The sequence below is a fragment of the uncultured Intestinimonas sp. genome (assembly GCF_944387245.1).
Lineage (GTDB): Bacteria > Bacillota > Clostridia > Oscillospirales > Oscillospiraceae > Intestinimonas.
The window spans coordinates 1-24,004 of record NZ_CALXEE010000029.1; the positions used below are offsets into that span (position 1 = coordinate 1).

Annotated in this window: 18 protein-coding genes; 6 read left to right on the forward strand and 12 right to left on the reverse strand. The window is 61.6% G+C overall.

What is annotated here, in order from left to right:
* The 12 genes from Q0K15_RS05595 to Q0K15_RS05650 all read right to left on the reverse strand — a co-directional run.
* Window positions 1–173 (reverse strand): ATP-binding cassette domain-containing protein (locus Q0K15_RS05595; protein WP_294513591.1); only part of this gene is annotated, 173 nt, incomplete at its 3' end.
* A 10-nt stretch (window positions 174–183) separates the two neighbouring features.
* Window positions 184–1,959: an HlyD family efflux transporter periplasmic adaptor subunit gene (locus Q0K15_RS05600; RefSeq protein WP_294513538.1), complete on the reverse strand. Its 1,776-nt coding sequence runs from the start codon at window positions 1,957–1,959 to the stop codon at window positions 184–186.
* Between the two features lie 346 nt (window positions 1,960–2,305).
* Window positions 2,306–3,160 (reverse strand): SDR family oxidoreductase, encoded by an 855-nt coding sequence (locus Q0K15_RS05605; protein WP_294513540.1) that lies wholly within the window; start codon window positions 3,158–3,160, stop codon window positions 2,306–2,308.
* A gap of 37 nt (window positions 3,161–3,197) precedes the next feature.
* The gene (gene uxuA / locus Q0K15_RS05610; protein ID WP_294513542.1) at window positions 3,198–4,247 is read right to left on the reverse strand and encodes a mannonate dehydratase; all 1,050 of its coding nucleotides are present in this window, start codon (window positions 4,245–4,247) and stop codon (window positions 3,198–3,200) included.
* Between the two features lie 37 nt (window positions 4,248–4,284).
* On the reverse strand, window positions 4,285–5,862 hold the full coding sequence (locus Q0K15_RS05615) for an MFS transporter (RefSeq protein WP_294513545.1): 1,578 nt from the start codon (window positions 5,860–5,862) through the stop codon (window positions 4,285–4,287).
* 99 nt (window positions 5,863–5,961) lie between these two features.
* Window positions 5,962–6,402: a hypothetical protein gene (locus Q0K15_RS05620; RefSeq protein ID WP_294513548.1), complete on the reverse strand. Its 441-nt coding sequence runs from the start codon at window positions 6,400–6,402 to the stop codon at window positions 5,962–5,964.
* Window positions 6,403–6,404: 2 nt separating this feature from the next.
* Window positions 6,405–9,653: a glycoside hydrolase family 3 C-terminal domain-containing protein gene (locus Q0K15_RS05625; RefSeq protein WP_294513550.1), complete on the reverse strand. Its 3,249-nt coding sequence runs from the start codon at window positions 9,651–9,653 to the stop codon at window positions 6,405–6,407.
* 98 nt (window positions 9,654–9,751) lie between these two features.
* Complete coding sequence (locus Q0K15_RS05630) at window positions 9,752–11,677, reverse strand: glycoside hydrolase family 2 TIM barrel-domain containing protein (protein WP_294513553.1); 1,926 nt, start codon at window positions 11,675–11,677, stop codon at window positions 9,752–9,754.
* A gap of 443 nt (window positions 11,678–12,120) precedes the next feature.
* Window positions 12,121–13,404 (reverse strand): GHKL domain-containing protein, encoded by a 1,284-nt coding sequence (locus Q0K15_RS05635; protein WP_294513557.1) that lies wholly within the window; start codon window positions 13,402–13,404, stop codon window positions 12,121–12,123.
* Entirely contained in the window at window positions 13,404–14,108 is a 705-nt protein-coding gene (locus Q0K15_RS05640) for a LytTR family DNA-binding domain-containing protein (RefSeq protein ID WP_294513559.1), read from the reverse strand. The genes Q0K15_RS05635 and Q0K15_RS05640 overlap by 1 nt, the downstream gene beginning before the upstream one ends.
* 189 nt (window positions 14,109–14,297) lie before the next feature.
* Complete coding sequence (locus Q0K15_RS05645) at window positions 14,298–16,058, reverse strand: aryl-sulfate sulfotransferase (RefSeq protein ID WP_294513564.1); 1,761 nt, start codon at window positions 16,056–16,058, stop codon at window positions 14,298–14,300.
* Between the two features lie 32 nt (window positions 16,059–16,090).
* Complete coding sequence (locus Q0K15_RS05650; protein ID WP_294513567.1) at window positions 16,091–16,867, reverse strand: sulfite exporter TauE/SafE family protein; 777 nt, start codon at window positions 16,865–16,867, stop codon at window positions 16,091–16,093.
* 330 nt (window positions 16,868–17,197) lie between these two features.
* On the opposite strand from Q0K15_RS05650, the gene Q0K15_RS05655 reads away from it, so the two are divergent.
* From Q0K15_RS05655 to Q0K15_RS05680, 6 genes are all read left to right on the forward strand, one after another.
* Window positions 17,198–17,872 carry a response regulator transcription factor gene (locus Q0K15_RS05655; protein WP_294513570.1) on the forward strand — a complete coding sequence of 225 codons (675 nt, stop codon included), beginning with the start codon at window positions 17,198–17,200 and terminating at the stop codon, window positions 17,870–17,872.
* Window positions 17,869–19,098, forward strand: a complete 1,230-nt coding sequence (locus Q0K15_RS05660) for an ATP-binding protein (protein ID WP_294513573.1) — start codon at window positions 17,869–17,871, stop codon at window positions 19,096–19,098. Before Q0K15_RS05655 ends, Q0K15_RS05660 begins: the two co-directional genes overlap by 4 nt.
* A 158-nt stretch (window positions 19,099–19,256) precedes the next feature.
* Entirely contained in the window at window positions 19,257–20,252 is a 996-nt protein-coding gene (locus Q0K15_RS05665) for an ABC transporter ATP-binding protein (protein ID WP_294513576.1), read from the forward strand.
* The gene (locus tag Q0K15_RS05670) at window positions 20,249–21,112 is read left to right on the forward strand and encodes an ABC transporter permease (RefSeq protein ID WP_294513579.1); all 864 of its coding nucleotides are present in this window, start codon (window positions 20,249–20,251) and stop codon (window positions 21,110–21,112) included. The genes Q0K15_RS05665 and Q0K15_RS05670 overlap by 4 nt, the downstream gene beginning before the upstream one ends.
* Window positions 21,112–22,560, forward strand: coding sequence for a GldG family protein (locus Q0K15_RS05675; RefSeq protein WP_294513582.1), 1,449 nt, complete (start codon window positions 21,112–21,114; stop codon window positions 22,558–22,560). Before Q0K15_RS05670 ends, Q0K15_RS05675 begins: the two co-directional genes overlap by 1 nt.
* Window positions 22,547–23,956: a DUF4340 domain-containing protein gene (locus Q0K15_RS05680; RefSeq protein ID WP_294513585.1), complete on the forward strand. Its 1,410-nt coding sequence runs from the start codon at window positions 22,547–22,549 to the stop codon at window positions 23,954–23,956. The genes Q0K15_RS05675 and Q0K15_RS05680 overlap by 14 nt, the downstream gene beginning before the upstream one ends.
* Window positions 23,957–24,004 lie beyond the last annotated feature (48 nt).

A 24,004-nucleotide genomic window follows, 5' to 3' on the forward strand; every position in this document is an offset into this window, starting at 1 on the left:
TCCAGACAGCCGATGATGTTCATGCAGGTGGACTTGCCGGAGCCGGACTGGCCCACGATGGCCACGAACTCCCCCTTGTAGACCTGGAAGGAGATGTGGTCGGCGGCCACTACCGTGGTGTCGCCCATGTAGTAATACTTGCAAACCTGCTGAAATTCGATGAGTGCTCTCATGGGAACCTCCTTACATGCCGCCAGGTCTGCCGCCGCTGGGCATGCCGCCCCCGCCACCCATGGCGCCGCTCATACCACCGGGCATGCCGCCCATCATCATGGCCATGCCGCTGTTGGAGGAGGTGGTGGGGATGTAGGCCACCACGTCCCCCTCCTGGAGGCCGGAGGTGATCTCGATGTAGTTGTCATCGCTGATGCCCACGGTGACAGGGATAGAGACGTACTGCTCATCGGTACCGCTGTTGGAGGGCAGGTCTGCGGGCAATTCACCGGTGCCCTCCGGCGCTTCGATGCCCTCTGTGTCCTCGGGGGTCTGGGTCACCGCGTTGACGGCGCTGGGGGAGTCGGCAGTGACGAGGACGGTGTTGCCCCGGTTGAGGGCGGCGGTGGGGATGGCCAGCACGTTTTCGGCGCTTTCCAACTCGATGGTGGCGTCCACGCTCATGCCGGGGAGGAGACCGTCGGTCTCGTCGATACGGATGGTAACCGGGTAAGTGGTGGCGCTGCCGGTGGAGGTGCCGGCCACGCTGACCTTGGTGACCACGCCGGTGTAGGTCTGGCCCTCTACGGCATCTGCGGTGACCGAGACGGTCTGGCCCACGGCGATGTCGGAGATATCCAGCTCATCCACGCTGAGGGTCATGGTGAGGTAGGACAGGTCGTAGATGGTGCACATGACCTGGTTGGCCTCGCTGATCTCACCGGCATTGTAGTATTTGTCCACGATGGTGCCGGTGATGGGGGCAGTGATGGTGTAGTCGTCCAGCTGTTCGGTCTGCTTATCATAGGAGATTTCGGCATTGCGCAGGCTCTCGGAGGCGCTCTGTACCTGGTCGCTGAGGGTCTCGCTGGTGAGGGTGAGGAGAGTCTGGTTCTTGTCCACCCAATCCCCCTCGGATATGGAAATGGCGGCCACGGTGCCGGCAACGTCAGCCACCACGGTGGACTCGTCGGCATAGGTAAATGTGCCGCCGGAGCTGCTGCCCACGCCGTTTATCTCGGCGGAGGCGCTCTGGGTGGTGGTGATGCCGCCGGGGTTATCTACCTGAATGGTGATCTGCCGGACGATCATATTGCCGGTGAGGACCTCGGTGTTGGCGGCGATTTCACTGACGGTGCCTGTGAGGATCTCGAAGGTGGAGTCCAGGGTGACCGAGGCGGCCTGGCCCACGTAGAAGCCCTGGGCGTCGTCGGCAGGGAAGGGGACGGTGAGCTCCATCACGTCGGAGTTGCGTATGGTGGCCACCGTCTGCCCGGCGGCGACGTCGTCCCCCACCTCCACGTCCAGCGAGAGGATGCGGCCGGAGACGGGAGCGGTGACGGTGAGATCGTCCAGGTTCTCCACGGCGTTGTTGTAGTTGCGCTGGGCCTGGTTCACCGAGATCTGGGACTGCTCCAGGGAGCTGGAGGCGTCAGAGGAGTCGATGGTGTAGAGGACGGTGCCCTCCTCCACCTGGTCGCCCTCCTCGAAGTCGGCGGTGAGAATGGTACCCTCCAGCAGAGTGGTGACGGAGTAGGAGTCCGCTGCCTCCAGGGTGCCGCTGCCGGTGATGGTGGAGGTGATGGTCTGTCGGGTCACCTCGGCGGTGGTGTAGGTATTGTCGGCCGCGGCGGCGGTGTTCTGGTCGCCGCCCAGGAAGTACCAGGCCCCGCCGCCGGCGATGGCGCACACCAGCACCACAGCCACCAGCTTCTTGACCCAGCCCTTCCGGCGTCCCTTTTTCTTCAACGCGATCCCGCCGGGGCCACTTTGGGCGGGGGCGGAGGGGTTCTTCAGATTCAGCATGCTTCCAGCCGTCCTTTCCGAGTGGTGATGAGGAAGTTATTTTCGATGACCACTATTGTACGGGAGGAACCTCAACACTGGCGCAAGAAAATCAAAACAATTTCTAAACAGAGTAAAAAGAATCCCCAACAGAGGGAGGAAAAGGATAAAAAAGCCCGGGCGTCCACCCGTGGATGAAGGTGGACGCCCGGGCGATGCCGCGCCGCGGGGCTTTCCCGGTCAGGGAGAGGATAGCTTGTTGGTCCGGGCCAACAGCGGAAGGAGTGGAAAAAGCCTGTTCGGGAAGAGCTTCAGGCGGGCGGCACCAACGGCCGTCCGGGCCGGCGGCCCGGACGGGGGTTGGACATTACACGCCGGAGTAGGCGGAGAAGCCGCCGTCGATGGGGATGCACACGCCGGTGATAAAGCTGGCGGCCTCGTTGTTGAGGAGGAAGAGCACGGCGCCGGAGAGCTCCTTCTCGGTGTCGCCGAAGCGGCCCATGGGGGTTGCGGCCAGGATCTTGCCGGTACGGGCGGTGGGGGTGCCGTCCTCATTGAAGAGGAGCTTCTGGTTCTGCTGGGTGGAGAAGAAGCCGGGGGCAATGGCGTTGACCCGGATGCCCACCTTGGAGAAGTGGACGGCCAGCCACTGGGTGAAGTTGGAGACAGCGGCCTTGGCGCCGGAGTAGGCGGGGATCTTGGTGAGGGGGGTGTAGGCGTTCATGGAGGAGATGTTCAGGATGTTGCAGCCCTCACGGCCCACCATCTGGCGGGCGAAGGCCTGGGTGGGCAGCAGGGTGCCGATGAAGTTCAGGTTGAACACGAACTCCACGCCGCTCTTGTCCAGGTCGAAGAAGCTCTTGGTGTCGGCGTCCATGTCGCCGTTTTCAAAGTACTCCTTGTCGGTGGTGGCACGGGGGTTGTTGCCGCCGGCGCCGTTGATGAGGATGTCGCACTTGCCCAGATCGGCCTCCACCTGGTCGGCCACGGCGTAGCAGACATCCTTGTCCAGCACATTGCAGGCGTAGGCCTTGGCCACGCCGCCCTCAGCGGTGATCTCGTCGGCGAACTTCTGGGCGGCCTCCTGGTTCAGGTCCAGCAGGGCCACCTTGGCGCCGGCCCGGGCAAGGTCCTTGGCAAAGGTGGAGCAGAGCACGCCGCCGGCGCCAGTGACAACGGCCACTTTGCCGGTGAGGTCGGTATTGAGCACATTCTTTTCCATATCGTAGATTCCTTTCTCAATTGGGCCGGGCTGTGATTCAGGCCCGGCGGTCTTTCTCGCAGGCCTCAAAGAGCCCGTTGATATAGGTGGCGCCCAGAGCGCGGTCGAAGAGGCCGTAGCCGGGCTTGCCGGTCTCGCCCCAGATCATGCGGCCGTGGTCGGGCCGGACGTAGCCGTCAAAGCCGGTCTCAACCAGGGCCTTGACGATCTCATAGATGTCCAGGCTGCCGCAGGAGGAGAGGTGGGCCCGCTCCTCAAAGGAGCCGTCCTCCATGATCTTGACGTTGCGGATGTGCATGAAGGCGATGCGGCCCATGGCAGAGTACTTGCGTACCATGGCGGCCACGTCGTTGCTCTTGGCACAGCCCAGGGAGCCAGTGCACAGGCACAGGCAGTTGGCGGGGCTGTCATAGAGCTTCAGGAAGCGGTCCAGGTTGGCTTCGCAGGTGATGATGCGGGGCAGGCCGAAGATGGGGTACGGGGGATCGTCGGGGTGGATGGCCATTTTGACGCCGCACTCCTCGGCCACGGGGATGACCTTCTGGAGGAAACGCTCCAGGTTGGCCCACAGGCCCTCCTCGCCGATCTGGCCGTAGGCGGAGATCAGCTCCCGGACCTCCTCCTGGGTGTAGCTGGAGTCCCAGCCGGGCAGGTGGATGTCGTCCTTCAGGGGGTCCAGGCCCTTCATCTGCTCCCAGTACATGACCAGGCTGGTGGAGCCGTCGGGGGCCTTCTTGTCCAGCTGGGTCCGGGTCCAGTCAAAGACGGGCATGAAGTTGTAGGTGACGCACTTGACGCCGTACTTGGCGCAGCGGCGGATGTTCTCGCAGTAGACCTCCAGCAGCTCGTCCACGTTGCCGCGGCCCAGCTTGATGTCCTCGTGGACGGGGATGGACTCCACCACGTCGAAGATGAGACCGTTGTCGTCGCAGTCCTGCTTCAGCTTGGCCAGGGACTCCTCCGGCCACACCTGGCCGGGCTTGACGTCGTAGACGGCGGTGACGATGGAGCGCATGCCGGGGATCTGACGGATATATTCCAGAGAGATGGGATCGCTCTCTCCATACCAGCGGAAAGAAAGTTTCATAATGCCTCCTGTATTCGGTTCAATGATATAACGGGGCTTAATCGCGGAATTCCTGGGGGACCTGGTCGATGGTGACCCAGGTGGCCATGGCCTCTTCCACGCTCATGCCCTTGGAGATGGCGTCCTTGCGTACGGCGTTGACGGCCTGGATTTCCTTCATGCGCTTGCCGGTGAGTTTGTAACCCTTCATGGCGATGAGGGTGAACACCCAGGCCACCATGGGGATGACGCAGAAGAGGATGATGGTGAGGCCCTTCATACCCTCCACGTAGGGGGTGTGGGTGTCGGGGAGCTTGGTGAGGCCCACGGCAAAGACGGCCAGGCCCACGATGGTGGTGCTCAGGGAGGAGACCAGCTTGTCCACCAGGGAGAAGAGGGTGCCGATGATGCCGGGGACATAGTTGCCGGTGCGATAGGTCTCATAGTCGGAGCAGTCGGCCACCATGGGGATGGACATGTCGGCGGTGGAGTAGTAGGCGCCGTAGCCGATGCCGTAGCAGATGAGGAAGAGAATGGTGTAGAGGTTGATATAGCTCAGGGAGATGCCGCCCTCCGGCAGGAGGAAGAATTTCAGGGTAAAGGTCTCGCTGCCGGGCTGCCACAGGGAGAGCAGCACTGTGACGCCCACGTACATGATGAGGGCGAGGGTGGTGAAGGAGACCAGGGTCTTTTTCTGGCCATGGCGCTGGGAAACCACCACGCCGCCGATGAAGAAGGGGGCGGAGCAGATGTAGCCCACCACATACATGGGGAGGAAGAGTCCGTTGTAGTTGCCCATCATACAGGCGTAGAGCAGGCAGCCCACGGCGGTATTGGTGGCGATGGAGAAGGCGAACTTGGTGCCGGCACCGGCCACCACCAGGCGCTGGAGCTCGTGGTTGTGGGCCAGGATCTCGGCGTAGTCACGGATCTTGACCTTGGGCTGCTTCTCGCCGCCCAGGCCGTAGAACTCAGGCCGGTCTTTTTCCCAGATGCCGATGATGGCCAGTACGGTGAGGGCGGCGGAGAGGATGATGGCCATGGGGATGAGGATGTTGAAGAACTCCATGCTGCCGTAGCCGTAGATACCGCCCAGCACCGAGGCCACCACCTGGGTGAGACCCATGCCCACCAGGGAGGCAATGGTGTTGAAGAGGTTGAAGGTGGGCCGCTGTTTGGGGTCGTTGGTGACGCAGGTCTGGCCCGAGCGGGTGCAGGCGGTCTGGAAGGTATAGCCGATGACGTAGAAGGCGTAGATCACCACATAGGCGATATACCGGGCGGACATCATGGTGTCGGGGATGAGCCGGGTACCGAAGTACATAAGCAGAGCGCTGACGATCATGATGGCGTTGCCCAGGATCATGTAGGGGCGGAATTTGCCGAACCGGCCGCTGGTGCGGTCGATGAGGGCGCCGATGATGGGGTCGGTAAAGGCATCGAACACCCGCATCACGGTGACCATGGAGGTGGCAAAGGCGATGGCCAGGCCCAGAACACCCTCAGCATGGTACATGATGTAGTTCATGGTGAGGATATAGTAGACGTTGGTGGCGCCGTTGTTGAAGGGGAAGAGGACGAGCTGATAGAGCTTGGCCCGGTTGAGGGAACGGCCCTTCCCTGATTCTTGTTTCATGGGATGGCTCCTTTCTGCAAAAAGTCCGGCTCCCGCCCTCTGGCGGGACGGGAGCCGGGACTCAGGGGTACGTGGGACACCGCAAAGAAGGTGACCTTGTTAGGCGGCCATGGGCTCCTTTACAGACTTGAGGAAGCTGCCAACCACCAGGAACAGGATGCCCACCAGCAGGCACACCCATGCGCCGATGCAGGTGTAGAAGATGCTCCAGCCCACGGTGTTGCCGGCGTTGAAGGAGAAGAGGCCGGCGATGAGCATGACGCGCTGGCTCACACAGGAGCCGAAGAGGTAGGCGTACAGGGCAATGGCAGCCAGGACAGAGATGGCGGAGATGGGATCATAGTTGCCCAGACGGTTGGGGACGATGATGGCCACGCAGACCAGGACGATGCCCACCACGCCGGCCAGGATCAGAGTAGAGAGATTGGTGAGGGCATTATCGGTGCTCATGGTGCTGCTGCGGACGGTGAGGATGAGTCCGGCGATGCCGAGAATGGCGGCCAGGATGTTGAGGTAACAGGCGATGCCTTGCTTTTTCATGATCAGATCTCCTCCTTCTTCTTATCCTTGAAGGACAGGACGTACATGGCGGCACTGCCCACCATCACCACGGCGGAGACGCCGGCGGCGGCGTAGTAGGCGGCACGCCACCAGGTCATCTGGCTCTCCACACGGGTGGTGGCGTTGTAGCGGTTCATCAGGTTGCTGACGCTCCAGGCGTAGATGTTCTTGTGGACGGCGTCCTTGAGCTTGAGCTGGAGGTTGGCGTCGCCGTCGATGAGGTTCTTGCTCAGGCCCACACCCTCGATGAGGTTCTGGAAGAGGTAGGAGCTCTCCAGGGTGGTGGTGCCGTAGAAGCCGGACTGGCCGCGGGTGTCGAAGCAGGTGGTGCCGGAGTTGAGGACGGCGGTCCACAGGTCCACGTCGTCGTAGATGTCGGTGACGGCGTAGCCGATGAAGCCCCACTCGTTGGCCAGGATCTCGGTCATGAGGCCCTCACTGGCGGTGCACTCGATGGAGCCGATCTTGGAGAAGGAGGTCATGAGGCCGCGCATGCCGGCGTCATAGTCGGCGGTGTCGTACTTGGTGGCCTCGAAGGCGATCTGGTAGGCGCGCAGCTCCACCTCACGGGCGCGCTGCTCGGTCATATAGGGGGACACGCCGCCGCGCTCAGACTCCTGGTCGTTGAAGGCGAAGTGCTTGGGAGCGGCCACCAGGCCGTAATCCAGGGCGCCGATGGCGAACTCCATGGCGGCCACGCCGGAGAGGACGGGGTCCTCGGAGTAGTACTCGCCGTTACGGCCGTTGTAGGCGTGACGGTGGGTGTTCAGGCCGGGGCCCCACAGAATGTTGATGCCGGTGAAGAGGGACTCCACGCCGGTGAACTGGCCCAGCTCATACATGAGCTCGGGGTTGAAGGTGGAGGCGCAGATGGGGGCGTTGGCAAAGACCTCGGGGTGCCAGTTGCCGTTGGGATCGCTGGAGGAGATGGCCCAGGGGGCGTTGGGGTCCTTGGAGGCGTTCAGGTTCACGGCGATGCCGTTGCCGGCGTTCTCGGTCATGTAGGTCTCCACAGTGCCGATGGAGTCGGCGCCGGGGATGGAGGGACCGCCGAAGGTAAAGATGTACATGGCCTCCTCCAGGGTCAGCTGATCCAGAAGATCGTCCCACTTGGGATCGTCGTAGTCCACGCCGTACATCTCGTAGAACTGGATGCCGTTGTCCTCGCCCCAGACGATGTCGGAGGTGTCGTCGCCGGTCTGGAGCGCGTAGGTGTGGCCGTTGAGGTTGTTGATGAGCTCCTCGTTGGTGAGGGTCATGGCGTCATAGGTCTGGGGGAAGGTGCCGGCCCAGTCGGTGCGGGTGAGGTAGGTGACCTCGCCGGGCTGATAGTAGTTCCAGTCGGCGTAGGGCAGCTGGTTGGAGATCTGGTAGCCGGTCTTGGAGACGGAGAACAGGGTCTTGGAGATGAAGTCCTCGGTGATGGTCTTCTTGTAGGCCTGGTTGGCGTTGCCGGTGCCGGACATCTTGGTGGCGTCCATGCCCTGGGCAGCCATGATGTGGTTCAGGGCGTCATGGGCGCCGTTGCCCACGGAGAAGTAGTAGTCGCCGGGATCCATGATGTAGGTGCCGGTGGTGCCGTCGCCGTTGTCGTAGGTCTCGTCATAGCTGGCGATGTACTGGAGGTCCACCTTCACGGACACGGTCTCGGAGTCGCCGGGCTGCAGCAGGTCGGTCTTCTCAAAGTTCAGCAGCTGGATGGCGGACTTCTCCACGCCGCCGGGGGTGTAGGGGGCCTGGCCGTAGATCTGGACAGGGGTCTTGCCGGCCACATCGCCCACGTTGGTGACCTTCACGTTGAAGGTGGCGAAGGCGCTGGGAGCGCCGGTCTCGGCGTCCACAGAGATGTCAAAGGTGGGCTCGCCCTCGAACTCGAAGGTAAAGTCGGTGTAGCTCAGGCCATAGCCGAAGCCGTAGGTGACCTCGTTGTCGTAGTTCCACTCAGTGGTGGAGCCGTAGGCGCCGGTGGGGTCGCTGGCGTTGCCGTTGCCGGCCACGGCGTCATAGTAGCGGGTCTCGTAGTAGCGGTAGCCCACGTAGATGCCCTCGGCCTCGATGGTGTAGGCGCCGGGGGTGAAGCCCAGCACGCCGCCGGTACGGGTGATCTCCTCGTCGGTGTTGGTGTAGTACATCTTACCCATGTTCTGCATGGCGGGGGCGGACATGTTGTAGGTGGTGAAGATGTCGAAGAGGCCGCCGGAGGGGCTGGTACGGCCGCAGAGAATGTCGGCCACGCCCAGCATACCGTAGCAGCCGGGAGCGCCGATCCACAGGATGGCGTCCACGTCGGGATCGTCCTTCAGAGTGCCGATCTCCACGGAGGAGGAGCTCTGGAGAAGGACGATGACCTTGTCGGAGCACTCCTTGGCCAGCTCGATGGCGTCCAGCTCATTCTGGGTCAGGGAGAGGGGCTCACCGTGCTCGAAGCCCAGGCCCTCGGCCACGCCGCCGGGCAGGTAGTCCACCTGCTCGCAGCTGGGACGGGTGATGACCACGATGGCGGCATCCCCGTACTGAACGAAGCTGTCCTTGTAGGCGGGGTCCACAGCGGCGATCTCGTCCACGGAGGGCTCACCGGGATCATACACCTCGGCGGCGGGCTCGTTCTCGTAGTGGATGTAAGTGTCGCCCAGCTTCTCATAGATATCGATCATGGTGGGGTTGAGGTTGAAGCCGGCACCCTCAAAGTCAAACTCGTCACCGGTCCAGGAGGAGATAGTGGCGGAGGGAGCGGCGCCCCGGGAGCCCACAGACCAGGCAATGGTGTTGGCAAAGTCGGTCTTGTTCTGGCTCAGGGCCTGCTCCAGGCTGATGTAGGCGCCCTGGGCCTTCACGCCGAAGCTGGAGCCCAGCAGGTTGGAGTGGGAGCGGATGCCCAGCAGGGTCACGTTGGAGCCGCTGGAGAGGGGCAGAGCGTTATTTTCGTTCTTCAGCAGGACGCTGCCCTCGGCCACCTCGCGGCGGCCCAGGTCGATGGCCGCCTCAATGAGGGCGTTGGAGTTGCCGGAGCCGTCGGCGTTGAGGACCTCGGCGGGAGGGGTGAATTTGTTGTACAGGGGATTTTCCTCGGTGTTGTCGGAGACAAACACCTCACTGGCAGTGCCCAGATAGGTGTCGATGGTGCCGGCGTTGGCCTCCAGGACATTGCCCAGGATCAGGGAGAGGGACAGGGTGAAGCAGGTCAGGCTGGCAACGCCGCGCCATAGCCCTTTTCTTGTGTTCTTATGCATGACGTGAAATCCTCCTCATTTCTACGAGCTTTTGGTCGTTCGCGCTGGGGCGGTGGGCATCAGCTCCTCTCGATGCCGGTGAAGAAGGTCCATCGGACTTATACCCAGTTTTGACTCTTGTTCATTCCTTTGCGCAGCTGGTAGGCGGGGTTGGGCGTAGTCACCCTGCGGATGGAACAGCTGTCCCGGCAGTCGCCGGCCACGGCTTCCAGTCTGACCTCGCCGCTGAGCGGAAGCTGGAAGGTAAAGATGTGGTCCTTTCCGCCGGACTCTCCCACCAGGGCCCCGTTGGCATAGAGGGCCACCTTGGGCTGGTTGGAGTAGATCTTTACGGTGGTGGACGATTCGGGACGGTCCACATAGCGGCGGGAGCAGATGTGGACAAAAGGCTCTTTGCTCCAGTGGGCCTTATAGAGGTAGAAGCTGTCCTTCTTGATCTTGCGGTCAAAGGTCACCAGCCCCTTGTGGTTCATACCGGGCTCGCCGCCCTGGTCGCGGGCGTCGGCAGCGAAGTCGAACATGTTCCAGACGTGGGTGGCCCACAGATAGGGGTGGCGCTGGAAGCATTTGAGCATGTACTCGTGGTAGTGGGCCTGATATTCCTCGGTGTGGTCCTCCCGCCGGGGCTTGGAGGAGTGGAGGTTGGGCATGCCCTCGGCGCCGTACTCAGAGTAGCCCAGGCACCGCTTGGGGAAGACCAGGTGGAAGAAGGAGATCCACAGGTCGTTGAGGAAGAGGCCGGGAATGTACCAGCCCAGGTACAGGTTCCAGCTAACCAGGTCGGAGATGTGGGCGGAGCGGTTGAAGGGGCCGCACACGGCGTAGCAGGCCAGAGTGGTGGGCCGGGTGTCGTCCATCTGGTGGCACAGGTCGTTGAGGACGCGGTGGTTGTCCAGCATGTCGGCCTTCTTCCTGGTGGAGATGGTGATCTCGTTGGACAGGCCCCAGGTGACGATGGAGGGGTGGTTGTAGTTCTGGGTGATGAGTTCCTTCATCTGGCTGATGGTGTTTTCCCGGCCGTTGGGCAGGTGCTCGGAGATGTAGGGGATCTCGGCCCAGACGATCATGCCGTACTTGTCGCAGAGGTCATAGAAGTACTGATCGTGCTGGTAGTGGGCCAGCCGAATGGTGTTGGCGCCGATCTCACGGATGAGAGCCATATCCTCGTCGTGGTGCTCCCGGGTGAGAGCGTTGCCCAGGCCCTTCCGGTCCTGGTGGCGGGACACGCCGTGGAGGGGATAGCGCCGGCCGTTGAGGAAGAAGCCCTCCTTGGGGTCCATGCGGAAGGTCCGCACGCCGAAGGGGCTGGAAATCTCATCCACCACCTTGCCGTCCTCCAGGAGCCGGAGGGTGGCGGTATAGAGGTAGGGGTCGTCCAGACCGTCCCACAGGTGGACGTCGCGGATCATCAGGGTCACATCGGTGCCCTCGCCCTCGGCCACTACATTGCCCTGGGCGTCGGTAAGAGTGACGGCCACCTGAGGCTTTTCCGTGTTGGTCCAGCTCTCTACCCGGACCTTGGCGCCGGTGCCGTCCACCTTGGGGGTGATCCGGAGGCCGGGACCGCCGAAGTGATCCAGATCGAAGTGGGTCTTATGGACAATGAGCAGCTTTACGTCCCGGTAGATGCCGCCGTAGAAGGTGAAGTCGGCCTTCTGGGGATAGACACGGTCGTTGACGCTGTTGTCCACCTTCACCTCCAGATGGTTCTCCTCCCGGAGCAGGGAAGTGACCTCCGCCCGGAAGGTGGAGTAACCGCCGTCGTGATGGATGACACTCTGGCCGTTGAGCTTCACATCGGCGGTGGCGTTGACACCCTGAAACTCCAGATAGACCGCCTGTGTGTTGGGGTCAAAGGGGGGCAGGGGAAAGCGCTTTTGGTAGGTACAGGTCCCGCGCCAGTAATCGTTGCCGCCGTCCTGACCGTCCACGTTGTTCCAGGTGTGAGGCACGTCTACCGTCTCCACAGCGCCGGTGGGGCCGAGAAAAGACCATTCCCGATTCAAGCAGATGCTCTCTCGCATTGACACGCTCCTCTTTCTTGTCCCCGTTGGGAAAAGGGGGGACGGGATTGATTTTTCATTGCCTACGAATTTTACAAAGTCTTTTCCGGAATCTCAATATGCTTTTCATAAGTGGCGCAAAAGGCGTCGTAAGTGGTCTCGTGGCATCCAGAAATACCCCCTCTGTTTTTGTGGACTTTTCACAAAAATGAAGGAGGGCGAGCATGAGATAGAAAAAGCGGGTGCGCCGAAGCGCACCCGCTGGAGCCTTTCAAAAAGTGGTTCCACGCAAAATAAGCCACGGGGGGAAAGTGTGAAAGGGGGCGGTGAGCCCCCACTTTCGCGTGCAGTCAAGAACTTTTCCGATGGGATCGGAAAAGTCGGCATCCTGTTGAAAAAGCCACTTATGGCTTTTTCAACAGGATGAAGCGGGTGCGCCGAAGCGCACCCGCCGAAATGTGGTGTCAACGCTGTATGGGCAGCAGGATCTGGAGGTAAAAGCAACCGTTTTCCACCTTGACGGTGAGGAAACCGCCGTAGCGCTTGACGGTGTGCCGGATGCTCTTCAGGCCGAAGCCGTGGTATCCGTCGTTGACCTTGGTGCTCATGGGGAGGCCTTCTTCGTCAAACTGGAGGGGACGGGCCACGGGATTGATGATCTGGATGACCAGCATCTGCTTTTCGGCGTACACCAGCACGTCGATGATCCGCTTTTCCCGGTCGGCGTTGTCCTTGACGCTCTCGATGGCGTTGTCCAGGGCGTTGCCGAAGATGGTGTAGAGGTCCACCGGGTCCATGAAGGAGAGCAGGCTCCCGTCGGCCACACAGTTGGCCTGGATGCCGTTGGCCTCGCAGTAGAGGCTCTTTTCGGTGAGCACCGTGTCCAGAACCTCGTTGCCGGTCTTGGCCAGCACCTCGTAGATGCGCACCGACTGCTCCACCTCATGAAAATAGTCCTCCCGCTTTTCGTCGGAGAACATGACGCGCATGGCCTGGATCTGGTGCTTGAGGTCGTGGCACTTCTGATTGATGAGGGAGATGTTCTCCTTGGACAGGGCATACTGGTCCTTCTGCTGGACCCACAGGTGATTGAGCATGGATAGCTCCTGGCGGATGGCGCTCTTCTGGAAGAGGGAATGCTGAAGGTAGAGGATGGTGACGCAGTGGCATTTGATGAGGAGCATGACCACCAGGCCCACCCGGGGGTCCCGGCTCAGACCGGAACCGGCGTAGAGCCAGCCCATACCCAGAAAGAGGAGCAGAAGCAGAAAGGCGCTGGTGAGCTGACGGGGGCCGGTGTGGTAGCTCTTGTTGTCGGGCATCCAGCGGGCGATGGTGAGACCGACGGTGGCCAGAATGGCGGCCCAGAGGAGCACGGGGGGCAGCCAGCTCACGGGCATGTTTTGGGGCAGGAGCTGGTAGAGGGCGGCGCTGAGCTCGATGGACAGATCATGGATCATGACCGTCCAGACGGCGCAGTAAAGTACGGCCTTCGCGGTGAGATCGCTGCACTGCCAGAAAAGCAGGGTGACGGCGGCGAAGCGCAGGAGAGGCCCCGCCCATATGATCAGGTCCAGATGGGCGAACACCAGGTACAAGACCAGATAGGCCAGACTTTCTATGCACAGGCAGAGGAACAGGCGGAGACGGAAGGGCTCCTTTTTCCGCAGAGGCAGGAGAAAGAGAAGGGCGGACACCCATAGACTTGCCAGAGTCAGAAGAAACAAAACAGGAAAGCGCTCGTCCATCAGCCGTTTCCTCCCACATATTCCGTCAGGGCGGTGAGGAAGGCGGTGCGGTTGCGCCGGCTGATCTCCAGCTCGGTTCCGGCCACTACCACCATATCCCGCCGCACCTCGGCCACATGGCTCAGGTTGACCAGATACCAGTGGTTGCAGCGGACGAAGTGGTAGCGGGAGAGCTCCTTCTCGGCGCTCTGCATGGTGCCACGGAGGACGAATTCACCCAGCTCCGTGTGGTAGTGGAGCATCCGGTTTTGGACCTCCACATAGTAGATCTGCTGGGTGTCCAGCCGCCGGACGCAGTCGGGCAGGGTGAGGAGGATCTGCCCGTTTTTCCTCTGCCTGGCCCGCTGGATGGCCCGGGCAAACCGGACGGTAAAGGTGTAGTAGTTCACCGGCTTGAGGACGAAGTCCAGAGCGCCTACGGCGTAGCCGTTGATGGCGTACTGGGCCATGTTGGTCACGAACATGAGTACCACATCGCTGTCCATGCTCCGCAGACACTCGGCGGCCTCCATGCCGTTGAGACCGGGCATTTCGATGTCCAGCAGGATGATGTCATACTGAGGTGTGTAGTCCTTCAGAAGGTCCACGCCGTTGGAGAAGGTGATGACCTCAAAGGTCTGATCAATCTCCCCAGCGTACTGTTGGATATAGGAGCGCAGCTGCTCCCGCTGTTCGGCCTCGTCTTCCACGATGGCGATGCGCACAGCTTGTCCTCCTTTCCCGAAAGGTGCGGTACTGTCCGCAGACACGGGGTTTTAGTAAGACATTAGTATATGGTATCTGTGTCAAAAAGTCAATTTAATCGGGGCTATTTTCGCCGGAGAAACCACATATGGAGACAAAAACGGAGCGGGCAAAGATGCCCGCTCCGCAGGAAAAGAGGTTGTTCACGGTCACTGGAACCAGATGGTCATATCATACTTGAAGGTACGGTAGTTCTGCATGGTGCACTCGTATCGGTATTCCCGGATGAGGACACCGTCGGCATCATACTCGCCGAAGACCATGGAGATGCCGCTGTTGACCACCCAGTTGCCGCTCTCCCCACATTGGGAGGCGTTGGAGACGATGCTGGAATAGGGCACGTCAAAACTGTCCGCCAGAGAGAAGGTGCGGGCGTTTTCGTCGATGCGGTAGACGTAGCACTGGCTGGTCTCGTCCCCGGTGCCGTAGAGGTCGGTGCCCACGTTGCCGGCCACCTCCAGGGTGAAGTCCCGGGTGTTCAGGGACCAGTAGTTGTTGTTGTAGAGGGCTAGATAGTAGACGCCGTCGGCATCGCCGTCGGACAGGTATTCCACGCAGTGCTGCCCGTACTGAGGTACGAAGTCCCCCTCCTGGGTGAGGCAGAGCTCAGCGTATGGTGTATCGGCCCAGAAGCGGGCGTCTCCGGCCAGCCAATCCACGGTGGGATCGCCGTGGAGGTCTGCCACCTTGATGATGGTAGAGGTCTCCCGGGAGGAGAGAATGAGACTGTCATCGTCCATGTACTGGAGACTGTTGAGATGGATCCAGTCCCACTCGCCCGCCTGCCAGAAGAAGTCGTCCGTGGGCTCCACCGGCTGGGTCATCTCAAAATAGGGCTCCATGAGGACGCTGAAGTCTGCCAGCTCGGTGACGGTCCCGGTGTCCAGGTCGATGGAAAGAAGGCGGTCCTCCACCCGCTGGGCCCCGGTTTCCTCGGCCAGAGCCAGTACCTCGCCATCGGCGCCGAAGCCGATATCGTGGTGGAGGTCGTAGCCTGAGAGGTCATAGACCTGGGTGACCCGGCCCAGCCCGTCGATCCGGGCCAGCTTGGAGGAGGAGACACAGGTGATGATCTCGTCCCCGTCGAAGAGAATTCGGTCCAGGCCGAAGCCCTCCAGCACCATCTCATAGCGGAGAACGCCGGCATCGTCGTAGAAGAAGCCGTAGCCCAGGTAGCCGTTGACCCGCATCATGGCAAAGAGTCCCTCGGCCTGGGCCTGATCGGAGGTCCCCTCGGTCACCTCCAGCCGGGTGTCGTAGCCGGAGCTGGTGTCCGGCATGTCAACCTTGAAGCGCACCAGCTGCCGGGTGTTGCCCCACTTGCCGGTGATGGTCATGGTCACGTAATTGGTCTCGCCGGGGACCAGCCCGATGAGCTGGAACTCATGGACCTTTGTATACGCCTCGCCGGAGCTGTCGGCAGCGGTGGCGGTGAAGTCGGGAATGTCCTCAGCGTCTACATGTATGGTGTAGGAAACCTGGGTGGCCTGCTCCGTCTCGAAGTAGAGGTAGAGCCCGTTGCTGCCGGTACCAAAAGGGTTGAGCACGGCCAGGGGCATGCTGGCCGTCCAGGGACTGCCGGTCATGGTCTTCAGGCTCTGAAGGGCGCCGTCCAGCCGATCCTGAACCGAAGGGTCATAGAAGGTGAAGTCCTCCTCGCCAATGTCCTGGGGGACCAGCTGGACAGCCCGGAATCCATCTCCCAGCTGGGCCTCGGTGAAGTCCACCTGCCACTCGGCGCTCTCGGCGATGATATCTCCTGTCTCAAAGGACCAGTCGGTGCGCACCACGTGTTCCTGGGCGGTGAAAGCCTTGGAAAGCTCCATGACGATCAGGGGCACGGTGATGATGAGGACCACCGCGATGAGGATGAGGATCAGGCCGATTTTCTTCAGGCGTTTGGTAGTCATGTGGGCGTCTCCCTTTCTCCATTAAAGTCAGTCTAGTGGAGAGAAATGACGATCAGGATGATGCCGAGGACGGTGAGGATCACGCCGGTCAGGCGATTGAGGAGCAGGGGTGTGGACCGTGTGGCGATTTTGGCGGCGATCTGTGCCCAGATAAGGGTGAAGACCACACACAGGACCAACAGGTCGGGACGGGGTGGAGAGCCCAGGGCGAAGTGGCTCACCGCGCCGGTGAGGGCGGAAAAGGTCATGACGAACACGCTGGTGCCCACGGCGGTCTTGAGCTCGTAGCCCAGAAACAGGGTGAGCACCATGAGCATCATCATGCCGCCGCCGGCACCGAAGAAGCCGCAGATGAGGCCGATGCAGGCCCCGCCCACGGCGCCTTTGAGGAACTGTACAGTGCGGCTGCACTCCTGCATTCCGTGCCTGGGGGAGGTGATGGGCAGAAAGAGGAACCGCAGGCCCAGCACCAGGGTCATGACCACGGAGAAGGCGCCCAGGGTGCTGTTGGGGACGAAGGTGGACAGCCAGCTGCCCACCATGGTCATACTCAGCACGCCGCACATCATGACGATGCCGTTTCTGATGTCGATGGCGCCGCTCTTAGCATAGGTCCGGGCGCTGGCGGCGCTGGCCAGCACGTCGCTGGCCAGGGCGATGCCGATGGCGTCATAGGCGGGCAGGTTCAGAAAGGTGACCAGCATGGGGCTGATGACGGTGGCGGCGCTCATGCCGGCAAAGCCGGTGCCCAGACCGGCGCCGGCGCCGGCCAGAAAACAGATCAGGATTTCCCACCAAAGCTCGTTCAAATGGTTGTTCCTCCTTAAGGGGCGGCCGGTCCGCGGGGCGGACGGAACGCTGGATACATTATTGGACCTGCGGTGCCGGTTGTCAATCCATATCCTGACGAATTTTGAGATATTTTGGCTGCTGATTGGGCACGGGATGTGTCGCCGCTGTGACCAGAATAGCAGGGGAGGCTAAAGTATCCCTAAAGGGAGGGCGGAGCTGGAAAGAGGGTTTGCAAGGAGAGGGCGGGACGTGTTATATATAAAGGGAGAAAAGCGGGCAGGCTGACACACTTTAGCCTGTCTTTAGGAGTATGTGGTATGGTGGACCCGAACCCGGAGGTGAGGCACATGAGACTGCTGGTGGCGGAGGACGACCCCAAGCTGCTCAAGACCCTGATCCATATTTTCGAGCACAACAAATTCAGTGTGGACGGCGTGTCCAACGGTGGGGACGCCCTGACCTACGCCCAGTCCATGGAGTACGACGGCCTGGTGCTGGATATCATGATGCCGGGGCTGGACGGGCTCCAGGTGCTCCACACCCTGCGGCAGAACGGGATCACCACCCCGGCCCTCTTCCTGACAGCCCGGACGGAGGTGTCCCAGCGGGTGGAGGGCCTGGACGCCGGGGCGGACGACTATCTGCCAAAGCCCTTCGCCACGGCGGAGCTGTTGGCCCGGGTGCGGGCCATGCTGCGCCGGAAGGACACCTTCCTCCCCGACCTGTTGACTCTGGGGAAGGTGACATTGAACCGGTCCACCTACCAGCTGATCTTCCGGGACCAGGTTCAGGCCCTCAGCGGCAGGGAGTTCCAGATTTTGGAGATGCTGATGCAGGCGCCGGGCAGCATCATCGCCACGGAGCGGTTCATCACCCACCTCTGGGGCTGGGACACCACGGTGGACACCAGCGTGGTGTGGGTCCACGTCTCCAACCTGCGCAAGAAGATCAACGCCCTGGGCGCGCCCCTGGACATCCGGTTCATCCGCAACGCGGGGTATACGCTGGAGGTCAGGCCATGATCGCCGGTTTGCAGAAGAAGTTCATCCTCATCAGCGCAGTGTCCACGCTGGCGGTCTTCTCCGTCATCTTTCTGCTGCTGGTCCTCTTCAGCTGGGACCAGATGGAAAAGACCATGGACACCCTCACCGACGCCATCGTCTCCAACGACGGTGTTTTTCCCGACTTTGACCCTGACGACCGCCGGGGTCCCGCCCAGCGCCTGCCCTATGGGGAGATCATCACGGAGGAGACCCAGTTCAGCACCCGGTTTTTCACCGTCTGGCTGGACGGCGAGAGGCAGATTTTACGGATCAACATGGATGCCATCTCCTCCATCTCCCGGGATGATGTAAAGGAATATGTCCAGAAGGCGCTGAAGGAGGGCCGGGAGCGGGGGTGGGTCTCAGACTACCGCTACCGCATTCTGGAGACGGGGCAGGGGGCCACCGTGGTGTTCGTCAACGGCAGCATGAACTGGGCCGTGACCACCCGGCTGCTGGTGACCGCCTTCCTGGTGCTGCTGGGGAGCGCGGTGCTCATCCTGCTCCTCACCGTCCTCCTCTCCAAGCGGGTGGTGCGGCCGGTGGCGGAGAGCTATGAGAAGCAGAAGCAGTTCATCACTGACGCCAACCACGAGCTCAAGACCCCCCTCACCCTCATCCTCTCCAATCTGGACATCGTGGAGGCCGAGCTGGGGCAGAACGAGTGGCTGGACGACATCCGCAGCGAAGGGGAGCGGATGGGATTGATGATCAACCAGCTGGTGGCCCTCTCCCGGATGGATGAGAGCCAGGACCACATCGTGCGCTCCGCCTTTGACCTGAGCGCCGCCGTGGAGGACACGGTGTCGGAGTTCCAGCCCCTGGCCGCCGAGCGGGGAAAGAAGCTCCAAACCTCCATCGAGCCGGGCATCCGCTATGAGGGGGACGAGGGCCTGATCCGCCGTCTGGTGTCCATCCTGATGGACAACGCGGTGAAATACTGCGACCAGGGCGGCGAGATCCGGGTGGAGGTCTGCCAGCGGCGTCACCCAGTACTCACCGTGGAGAACACCTATGCCGGGGTGGGCAGTCTGGAGCTGGACCGGCTCTTTGACCGCTTCTATCGGGCGGACAAGGCTCGCACCTTTTCCGGCAGCTTCGGCGTGGGGTTGTCCATTGCCCGGTCCATCGTGCACAGCCACCACGGCAGCATCCACGCCTATCAGAAGGGGGACTCCATCGGCTTCAAGGCGGAGCTGAGATAAAAGGGAACAGGGGACCAAAGGGGCCGGAGCGCAGCGCGCTCCGGCCCCTTTTTCGCTTCCACTGTCTTTAGGGCCGCTTTAGGGGGATGGGGTATAATACGGCACCGTATGGCGGAGTGCACGCCTGAACCAAGACCAACCGACAAGGAGGTCCCGCTATGATAAAAGTGGAACATCTGACCAAATACTACGGCGATTTTCTGGCGGTCAGCGACCTCTCCTTTGAGATCGAGGAAGGCCATGTCTATGGCTTTTTAGGTCCCAACGGAGCGGGTAAGACCACCACCATGAACATCATGACCGACTGTCTCTCGGCCACCTCGGGCCGCGTGGAGGTGGGAGGCCATGACATCTTCGAGGAGGCGGAGCAGGCGAAAAAGCTCATCGGCTACCTGCCGGAGCAGCCGCCCCTCTACATGAACGAGACGCCGGCGGAATACCTGCGCTTCGTGGGGGAGGCTAAGGGCCTCAGGGGCGACGAGCTCCGGGCGCAGATCGACAAGGTCATCGGGCAGGTGCGCATCGAGGCCGTCCGGGACCGCCGCATCTCCGCCCTCTCCAAGGGCTACAAGCAGCGGGTGGGCATCGCCCAGGCCCTGCTGGGCAACCCCAAGGTCATCATCCTGGACGAGCCCACGGTGGGTCTGGACCCCATCCAGATCATCGAGATCCGGGACCTCATCAAGGAGCTGGAGCGGGAGCACACTGTCATCCTCAGCTCCCACATCCTCTCCGAGGTCCAGGCCATCTGTGAAAAGATCCTCATCATCGCCCACGGAAAGCTGGTGGCCTTCGACACCCCGGATAAGCTGGAGCGCAGCCTCCTGTCCGCCAACGAGATCACCTTCACCACCGACGCCAAGGCCAACGTTGTACGCGCTCTGCTGGCCAAGGTGGACCACCTCACCGACACGGAGCTGGAGGAGCGGGAGGACGGGCTGTTGTCGGCCCGGCTCAAGACCGACAGCAAGGACATCTACGCCGTCTCCCGGCAGCTCTTCTTTGCCTTTGCCGAGGAGGACCAACCCCTGCTGGAGCTGAACCTGAAGAAGGCCAGCCTGGAGGACATCTTCATCGAGCTCACCGAGAGCGGCGGCGAGGACCAGGCCGGGGACGGGACGACCCCGGAAGAAAGGGAGGATGAAGCGGTATGATCGCGGTACTCAAGCATGAACTCCGGAGCTATTTCCACTCCTTCACCGCCTATGTGTTCGGCGCCTTCCTGCTGGCCATCGTGGGGGTGGGCTCCATGCTCTACAACCTCCAGGCGGCGGTGAGCAACTTTGAATACGTGCTCAGCTTCGGCAGCATCGTCTTTGTGGTCATCGTGCCCATCCTGACCATGCGGGTCATCGCCGAGGAGCGCCGGCAGAAGACCGACCAGCTCCTCTACTCCCTGCCCATCACCACCACCCAGGTGATTCTGGGCAAGTTTGCCGCCCTGCTGGTGGTCTACCTCATCCCCCTGGCCGTCATCTCCGTCTACCCGGCCATCTTTGCCCAGTTCGGCGACGTGTACCTGCCCACCTCCTACGGCTCCCTCTTTGCCATCTTCCTCATGGGGGCCGCCCTCATCGCCCTGAGGGTCTTCATCTCCAGCCTCACCGACAACCAGGGACTGGCCGCCGGCGTGGGCATCGCCGTGATCCTCTTCAACTATTACAGCGTCAGCCTCTCCGAGTACGTCTCCTCCACCGCCTTCGGCTCCATGGTGGCCATCATCGTCCTCATCCTGATTTTGTACTTCGTCATCCGGTACCTCACCAAAAATGAAGTCCTGGCCTATGGGGTCTGCTTCGTCCTGGCCGCCGTGGTCTGCGTGGTGGGCTGGACGGACTCCTCCAAATTTGAGGGCCTGCTGCCCAGGATCATGAAGACCCTGTCCCTCTTCGAGCGGTTCAGCGCCTTCGTCAGCGGCGTGTTCGACATGACCGCCATCGTCTATTACCTCTCGGTGGCCGCCTTTTTCCTCTTCCTTTCGGTGCAGTCCCTTGAGAAACGGAGGTACAACTGATGAAGAACCGGAAATTTCTGCCCGACCGGGAGCGGGCGGCCCGGAACCGCATCGCTTTCCAGGGCGGCTCCTACTCCCTGGTCATCACCGCGGTGGTGCTGGCCATCCTCATCGCAGTGAACGTGCTGGTCTCCGCCCTGCCCACCACCCTCACCAAATACGACATCAGCGCCTCCAAGCTCTACTCCATCACCAGCAACACCAAGGTGGTGGTCAATGCCCTGGAGGAGGACGTTACCATCTACTGGATCGTCCAGTCTGGCCAGGAGGACAGCGTCATTGAAAACCTGCTGGGCAAGTACGAGAGCCTCTCCGACCACATCCAGGTGGTGAAGAAGAACCCCGACGTGTACCCCACCTTTGCCGAGCAGTACACCGACGAGACGGTGCAGAACAACAGCCTGGTGGTGGAGTGCGGGGACCGCAGCCGCTACATCGGCTACGACGATATCTATATCCAGGAAGCTGATATGTACTCCTACTCCTACAATACCTCCTTTGACGGTGAGGGAGCCATCACCTCGGCCATCGACTACGTGGTCACCGAGGACCTGCCCCAGCTCTACCTGCTGGAGGGCCACGGTGAGGGGGAGCTCCCCGCCACCTTCAGTGAGCAGATCGAGAAGGAGAACATTGAGACCCAGTCTCTCTCCCTGCTGACGGTGGATGAGATCCCGGAGGACGCTGACTGCATCCTGATCTACGCCCCCACCTCCGACCTCTCCCAGGAGGAGGTGGAGATGCTCTCCGAGTACACCAAAAATGGCGGCAAGCTGATGGTGGTGGCCGGTCCCACCGAGGAGAACGGCACCCTGGAGAACCTGTACAGCCTGCTTGCCGACTACGGCGTGGAGACCTGCGACGGCATCGTGGTGGAGGCCGACCGGGAGCACTACACCTTCCAGCCTTACATCCTCCTGCCCTACCTGGTGAGCAACGCCATCACCGATCCCCTCATCGAGGAGAACTACTACGTCAACATGCCCATCTCCCAGGGCCTCATCCTGGACAACGCCACCGACGCCGTCACCGAGCTGATGACCACCTCGGAGTCCGCCTTCAGCAAGATCGCCGGCTACGACCTGGACACCTATGAGAAGGAGGAGGGCGACATCGACGGGCCCTTCGCCGTGGCGGTCTCCATCGCCTGTGACAACGACGGTCAGATCGTCTGGTTCTCCTCCTCCACCTTCCTGGAGGACATGTACAACGCCTGGTCCTCTGGTTCCAACTCCGACCTGGCCATGAACGCCCTCTCCTCCCTCATCGGCGAGCGGGAGGCCATGGCCATCCGCAGCAAGTCCCTGAACTATAATTACCTGAGCATCAGTGATTCCACCGCCTCCCTGCTGAAGGTGCTCATGATCGGCGTCTTCCCCCTGGGCTACCTGGGCATCGGCATCGGTGTCATCCTGAAGAGAAGGAGGAAGCAGAATGAAACGGGCTAAACGGATCTATGTCCTGCTGGGGGTGCTGGCGGTGGTCTGCGTGGCGGCCTTCACCGTGGTCCACTACCAGGAGGAGCAGGAGCGCATCGCCAACACTGACGAGGTCATCCTGGAGGTGGACCCCGACGCCGTGGAGTCCCTCTCCTGGAGCTACGACGACCAGTCCCTGGCCTTCCACAAGGACGAGCACTGGATCTACGACGAGGACGAGGCCTTCTCCGTGGATGAGGAGAAGATCAACGCCCTGCTGGAGCAGTTTCAGTCCTTCGGCGCCACCTTCATCATCGAGGACGTCACCGACTTCGGCCAGTACGGCCTGGACAACCCGGTGTGCACCATCGACATCGCCACCGCCGACACCAGCTATGAGATCCAGCTGGGCGATTTCAGCACCATGGATGCCCAGCGCTATGTCTCCATCGGAGACGGGAACGTCTACCTGGTCCAGAACGACCCTATGGACTCCTTTGAGGTAACAATTCAGGATCTGATCCAAAACGACGAGACCCCGGACTTTGACCAGGTGTCCTCCATCCGGTTCTCCGGCGCGGACAGCTATGAGGCGGTCTGGCAGGAGGAGAACACCTACACCGCCTGTGCCGACGACCACTATTTCGTCCAGGAGGGCGATGCCTGGCTGCCTTTGGATACCAGCCGGGTGGAGAGCTATCTGAACACCATCAGCAGCCTGGACCCCGACGACTATGTGACCTACAGCGCCGGGGAGGAGGATCTGGACGCCTTCGGCCTGGATGACCCCGAGTTGACGGTCACCGTGCAGTATACCGCCGAGGACGAGGAGGGGAACCAGACCGCGGAGACCTTCACCATCAGCGTCAGCCGGGACCCGGCGGAGCGGGAGGCCGCGGCGGCAGAGACGGAAGAAACCGATTCGGAGACGACAGAAGAGGATATCACCGCCTATGTCCGCATCGGTGACTCCAAGATCATCTACCAGATCGCCGGCACCAGCTATGAGAAGCTGATGGCCGCCACCTACGACGACCTGCGCCACCGGGAGGTGTTCACCGCCGACTTTGCCGACGTCACTGGCCTGGAGATCACCCTGGAGGGGAGCACCTACCAGATCACCTCGGAGGGGACAGGGGACGACAAGACCTTCTCCTACGGGGAGGAGGAGCTGGAGATCGGCGATTTGCAGAGCGCTCTGGAGAGCCTCGCCGCCGCCAGCTTCACAGAGGAATCCCCCGACCAGAAGGAGGAGATCAGCCTTACCGTCACCCTGGACAACGAGAACGTGCAGGAGATTCGGATCCAGCTCTACCGCTACGACGGTGAGCAGTGCCTGGCCGTGGTGGACGGGGAGCCGGTCTCTCTGGTGCCCCGGTCCTCTGTGGTGGACCTCATCGAGGCGGTCAATGCCATCGTGCTCTGAGCGATCACAAAAAAGTGGAGAGGGGGACCGCCCGAAGGCGGTCCCCCT

Excerpts from the sequence above, each read along its gene's own strand:
- Q0K15_RS05600 (WP_294513538.1), bottom strand. The coding sequence starts at position 1,959 with ATGCTGAATCTGAAGAACCCCTCCGCCCCCGCCCAAAGTGGCCCCGGC.
- Q0K15_RS05605 (WP_294513540.1), bottom strand. The coding sequence starts at position 3,160 with ATGGAAAAGAATGTGCTCAATACCGACCTCACCGGCAAAGTGGCCGTT.
- uxuA (WP_294513542.1), bottom strand. The coding sequence starts at position 4,247 with ATGAAACTTTCTTTCCGCTGGTATGGAGAGAGCGATCCCATCTCTCTG.
- Q0K15_RS05615 (WP_294513545.1), bottom strand. The coding sequence starts at position 5,862 with ATGAAACAAGAATCAGGGAAGGGCCGTTCCCTCAACCGGGCCAAGCTC.
- Q0K15_RS05620 (WP_294513548.1), bottom strand. The coding sequence starts at position 6,402 with ATGAAAAAGCAAGGCATCGCCTGTTACCTCAACATCCTGGCCGCCATT.
- Q0K15_RS05625 (WP_294513550.1), bottom strand. The coding sequence starts at position 9,653 with ATGCATAAGAACACAAGAAAAGGGCTATGGCGCGGCGTTGCCAGCCTG.
- Q0K15_RS05630 (WP_294513553.1), bottom strand. The coding sequence starts at position 11,677 with ATGCGAGAGAGCATCTGCTTGAATCGGGAATGGTCTTTTCTCGGCCCC.
- Q0K15_RS05635 (WP_294513557.1), bottom strand. The coding sequence starts at position 13,404 with ATGGACGAGCGCTTTCCTGTTTTGTTTCTTCTGACTCTGGCAAGTCTA.
- Q0K15_RS05645 (WP_294513564.1), bottom strand. The coding sequence starts at position 16,058 with ATGACTACCAAACGCCTGAAGAAAATCGGCCTGATCCTCATCCTCATC.
- Q0K15_RS05655 (WP_294513570.1), top strand. The coding sequence starts at position 17,198 with ATGAGACTGCTGGTGGCGGAGGACGACCCCAAGCTGCTCAAGACCCTG.
- Q0K15_RS05660 (WP_294513573.1), top strand. The coding sequence starts at position 17,869 with ATGATCGCCGGTTTGCAGAAGAAGTTCATCCTCATCAGCGCAGTGTCC.
- Q0K15_RS05665 (WP_294513576.1), top strand. The coding sequence starts at position 19,257 with ATGATAAAAGTGGAACATCTGACCAAATACTACGGCGATTTTCTGGCG.
- Q0K15_RS05670 (WP_294513579.1), top strand. The coding sequence starts at position 20,249 with ATGATCGCGGTACTCAAGCATGAACTCCGGAGCTATTTCCACTCCTTC.
- Q0K15_RS05675 (WP_294513582.1), top strand. The coding sequence starts at position 21,112 with ATGAAGAACCGGAAATTTCTGCCCGACCGGGAGCGGGCGGCCCGGAAC.
- Q0K15_RS05680 (WP_294513585.1), top strand. The coding sequence starts at position 22,547 with ATGAAACGGGCTAAACGGATCTATGTCCTGCTGGGGGTGCTGGCGGTG.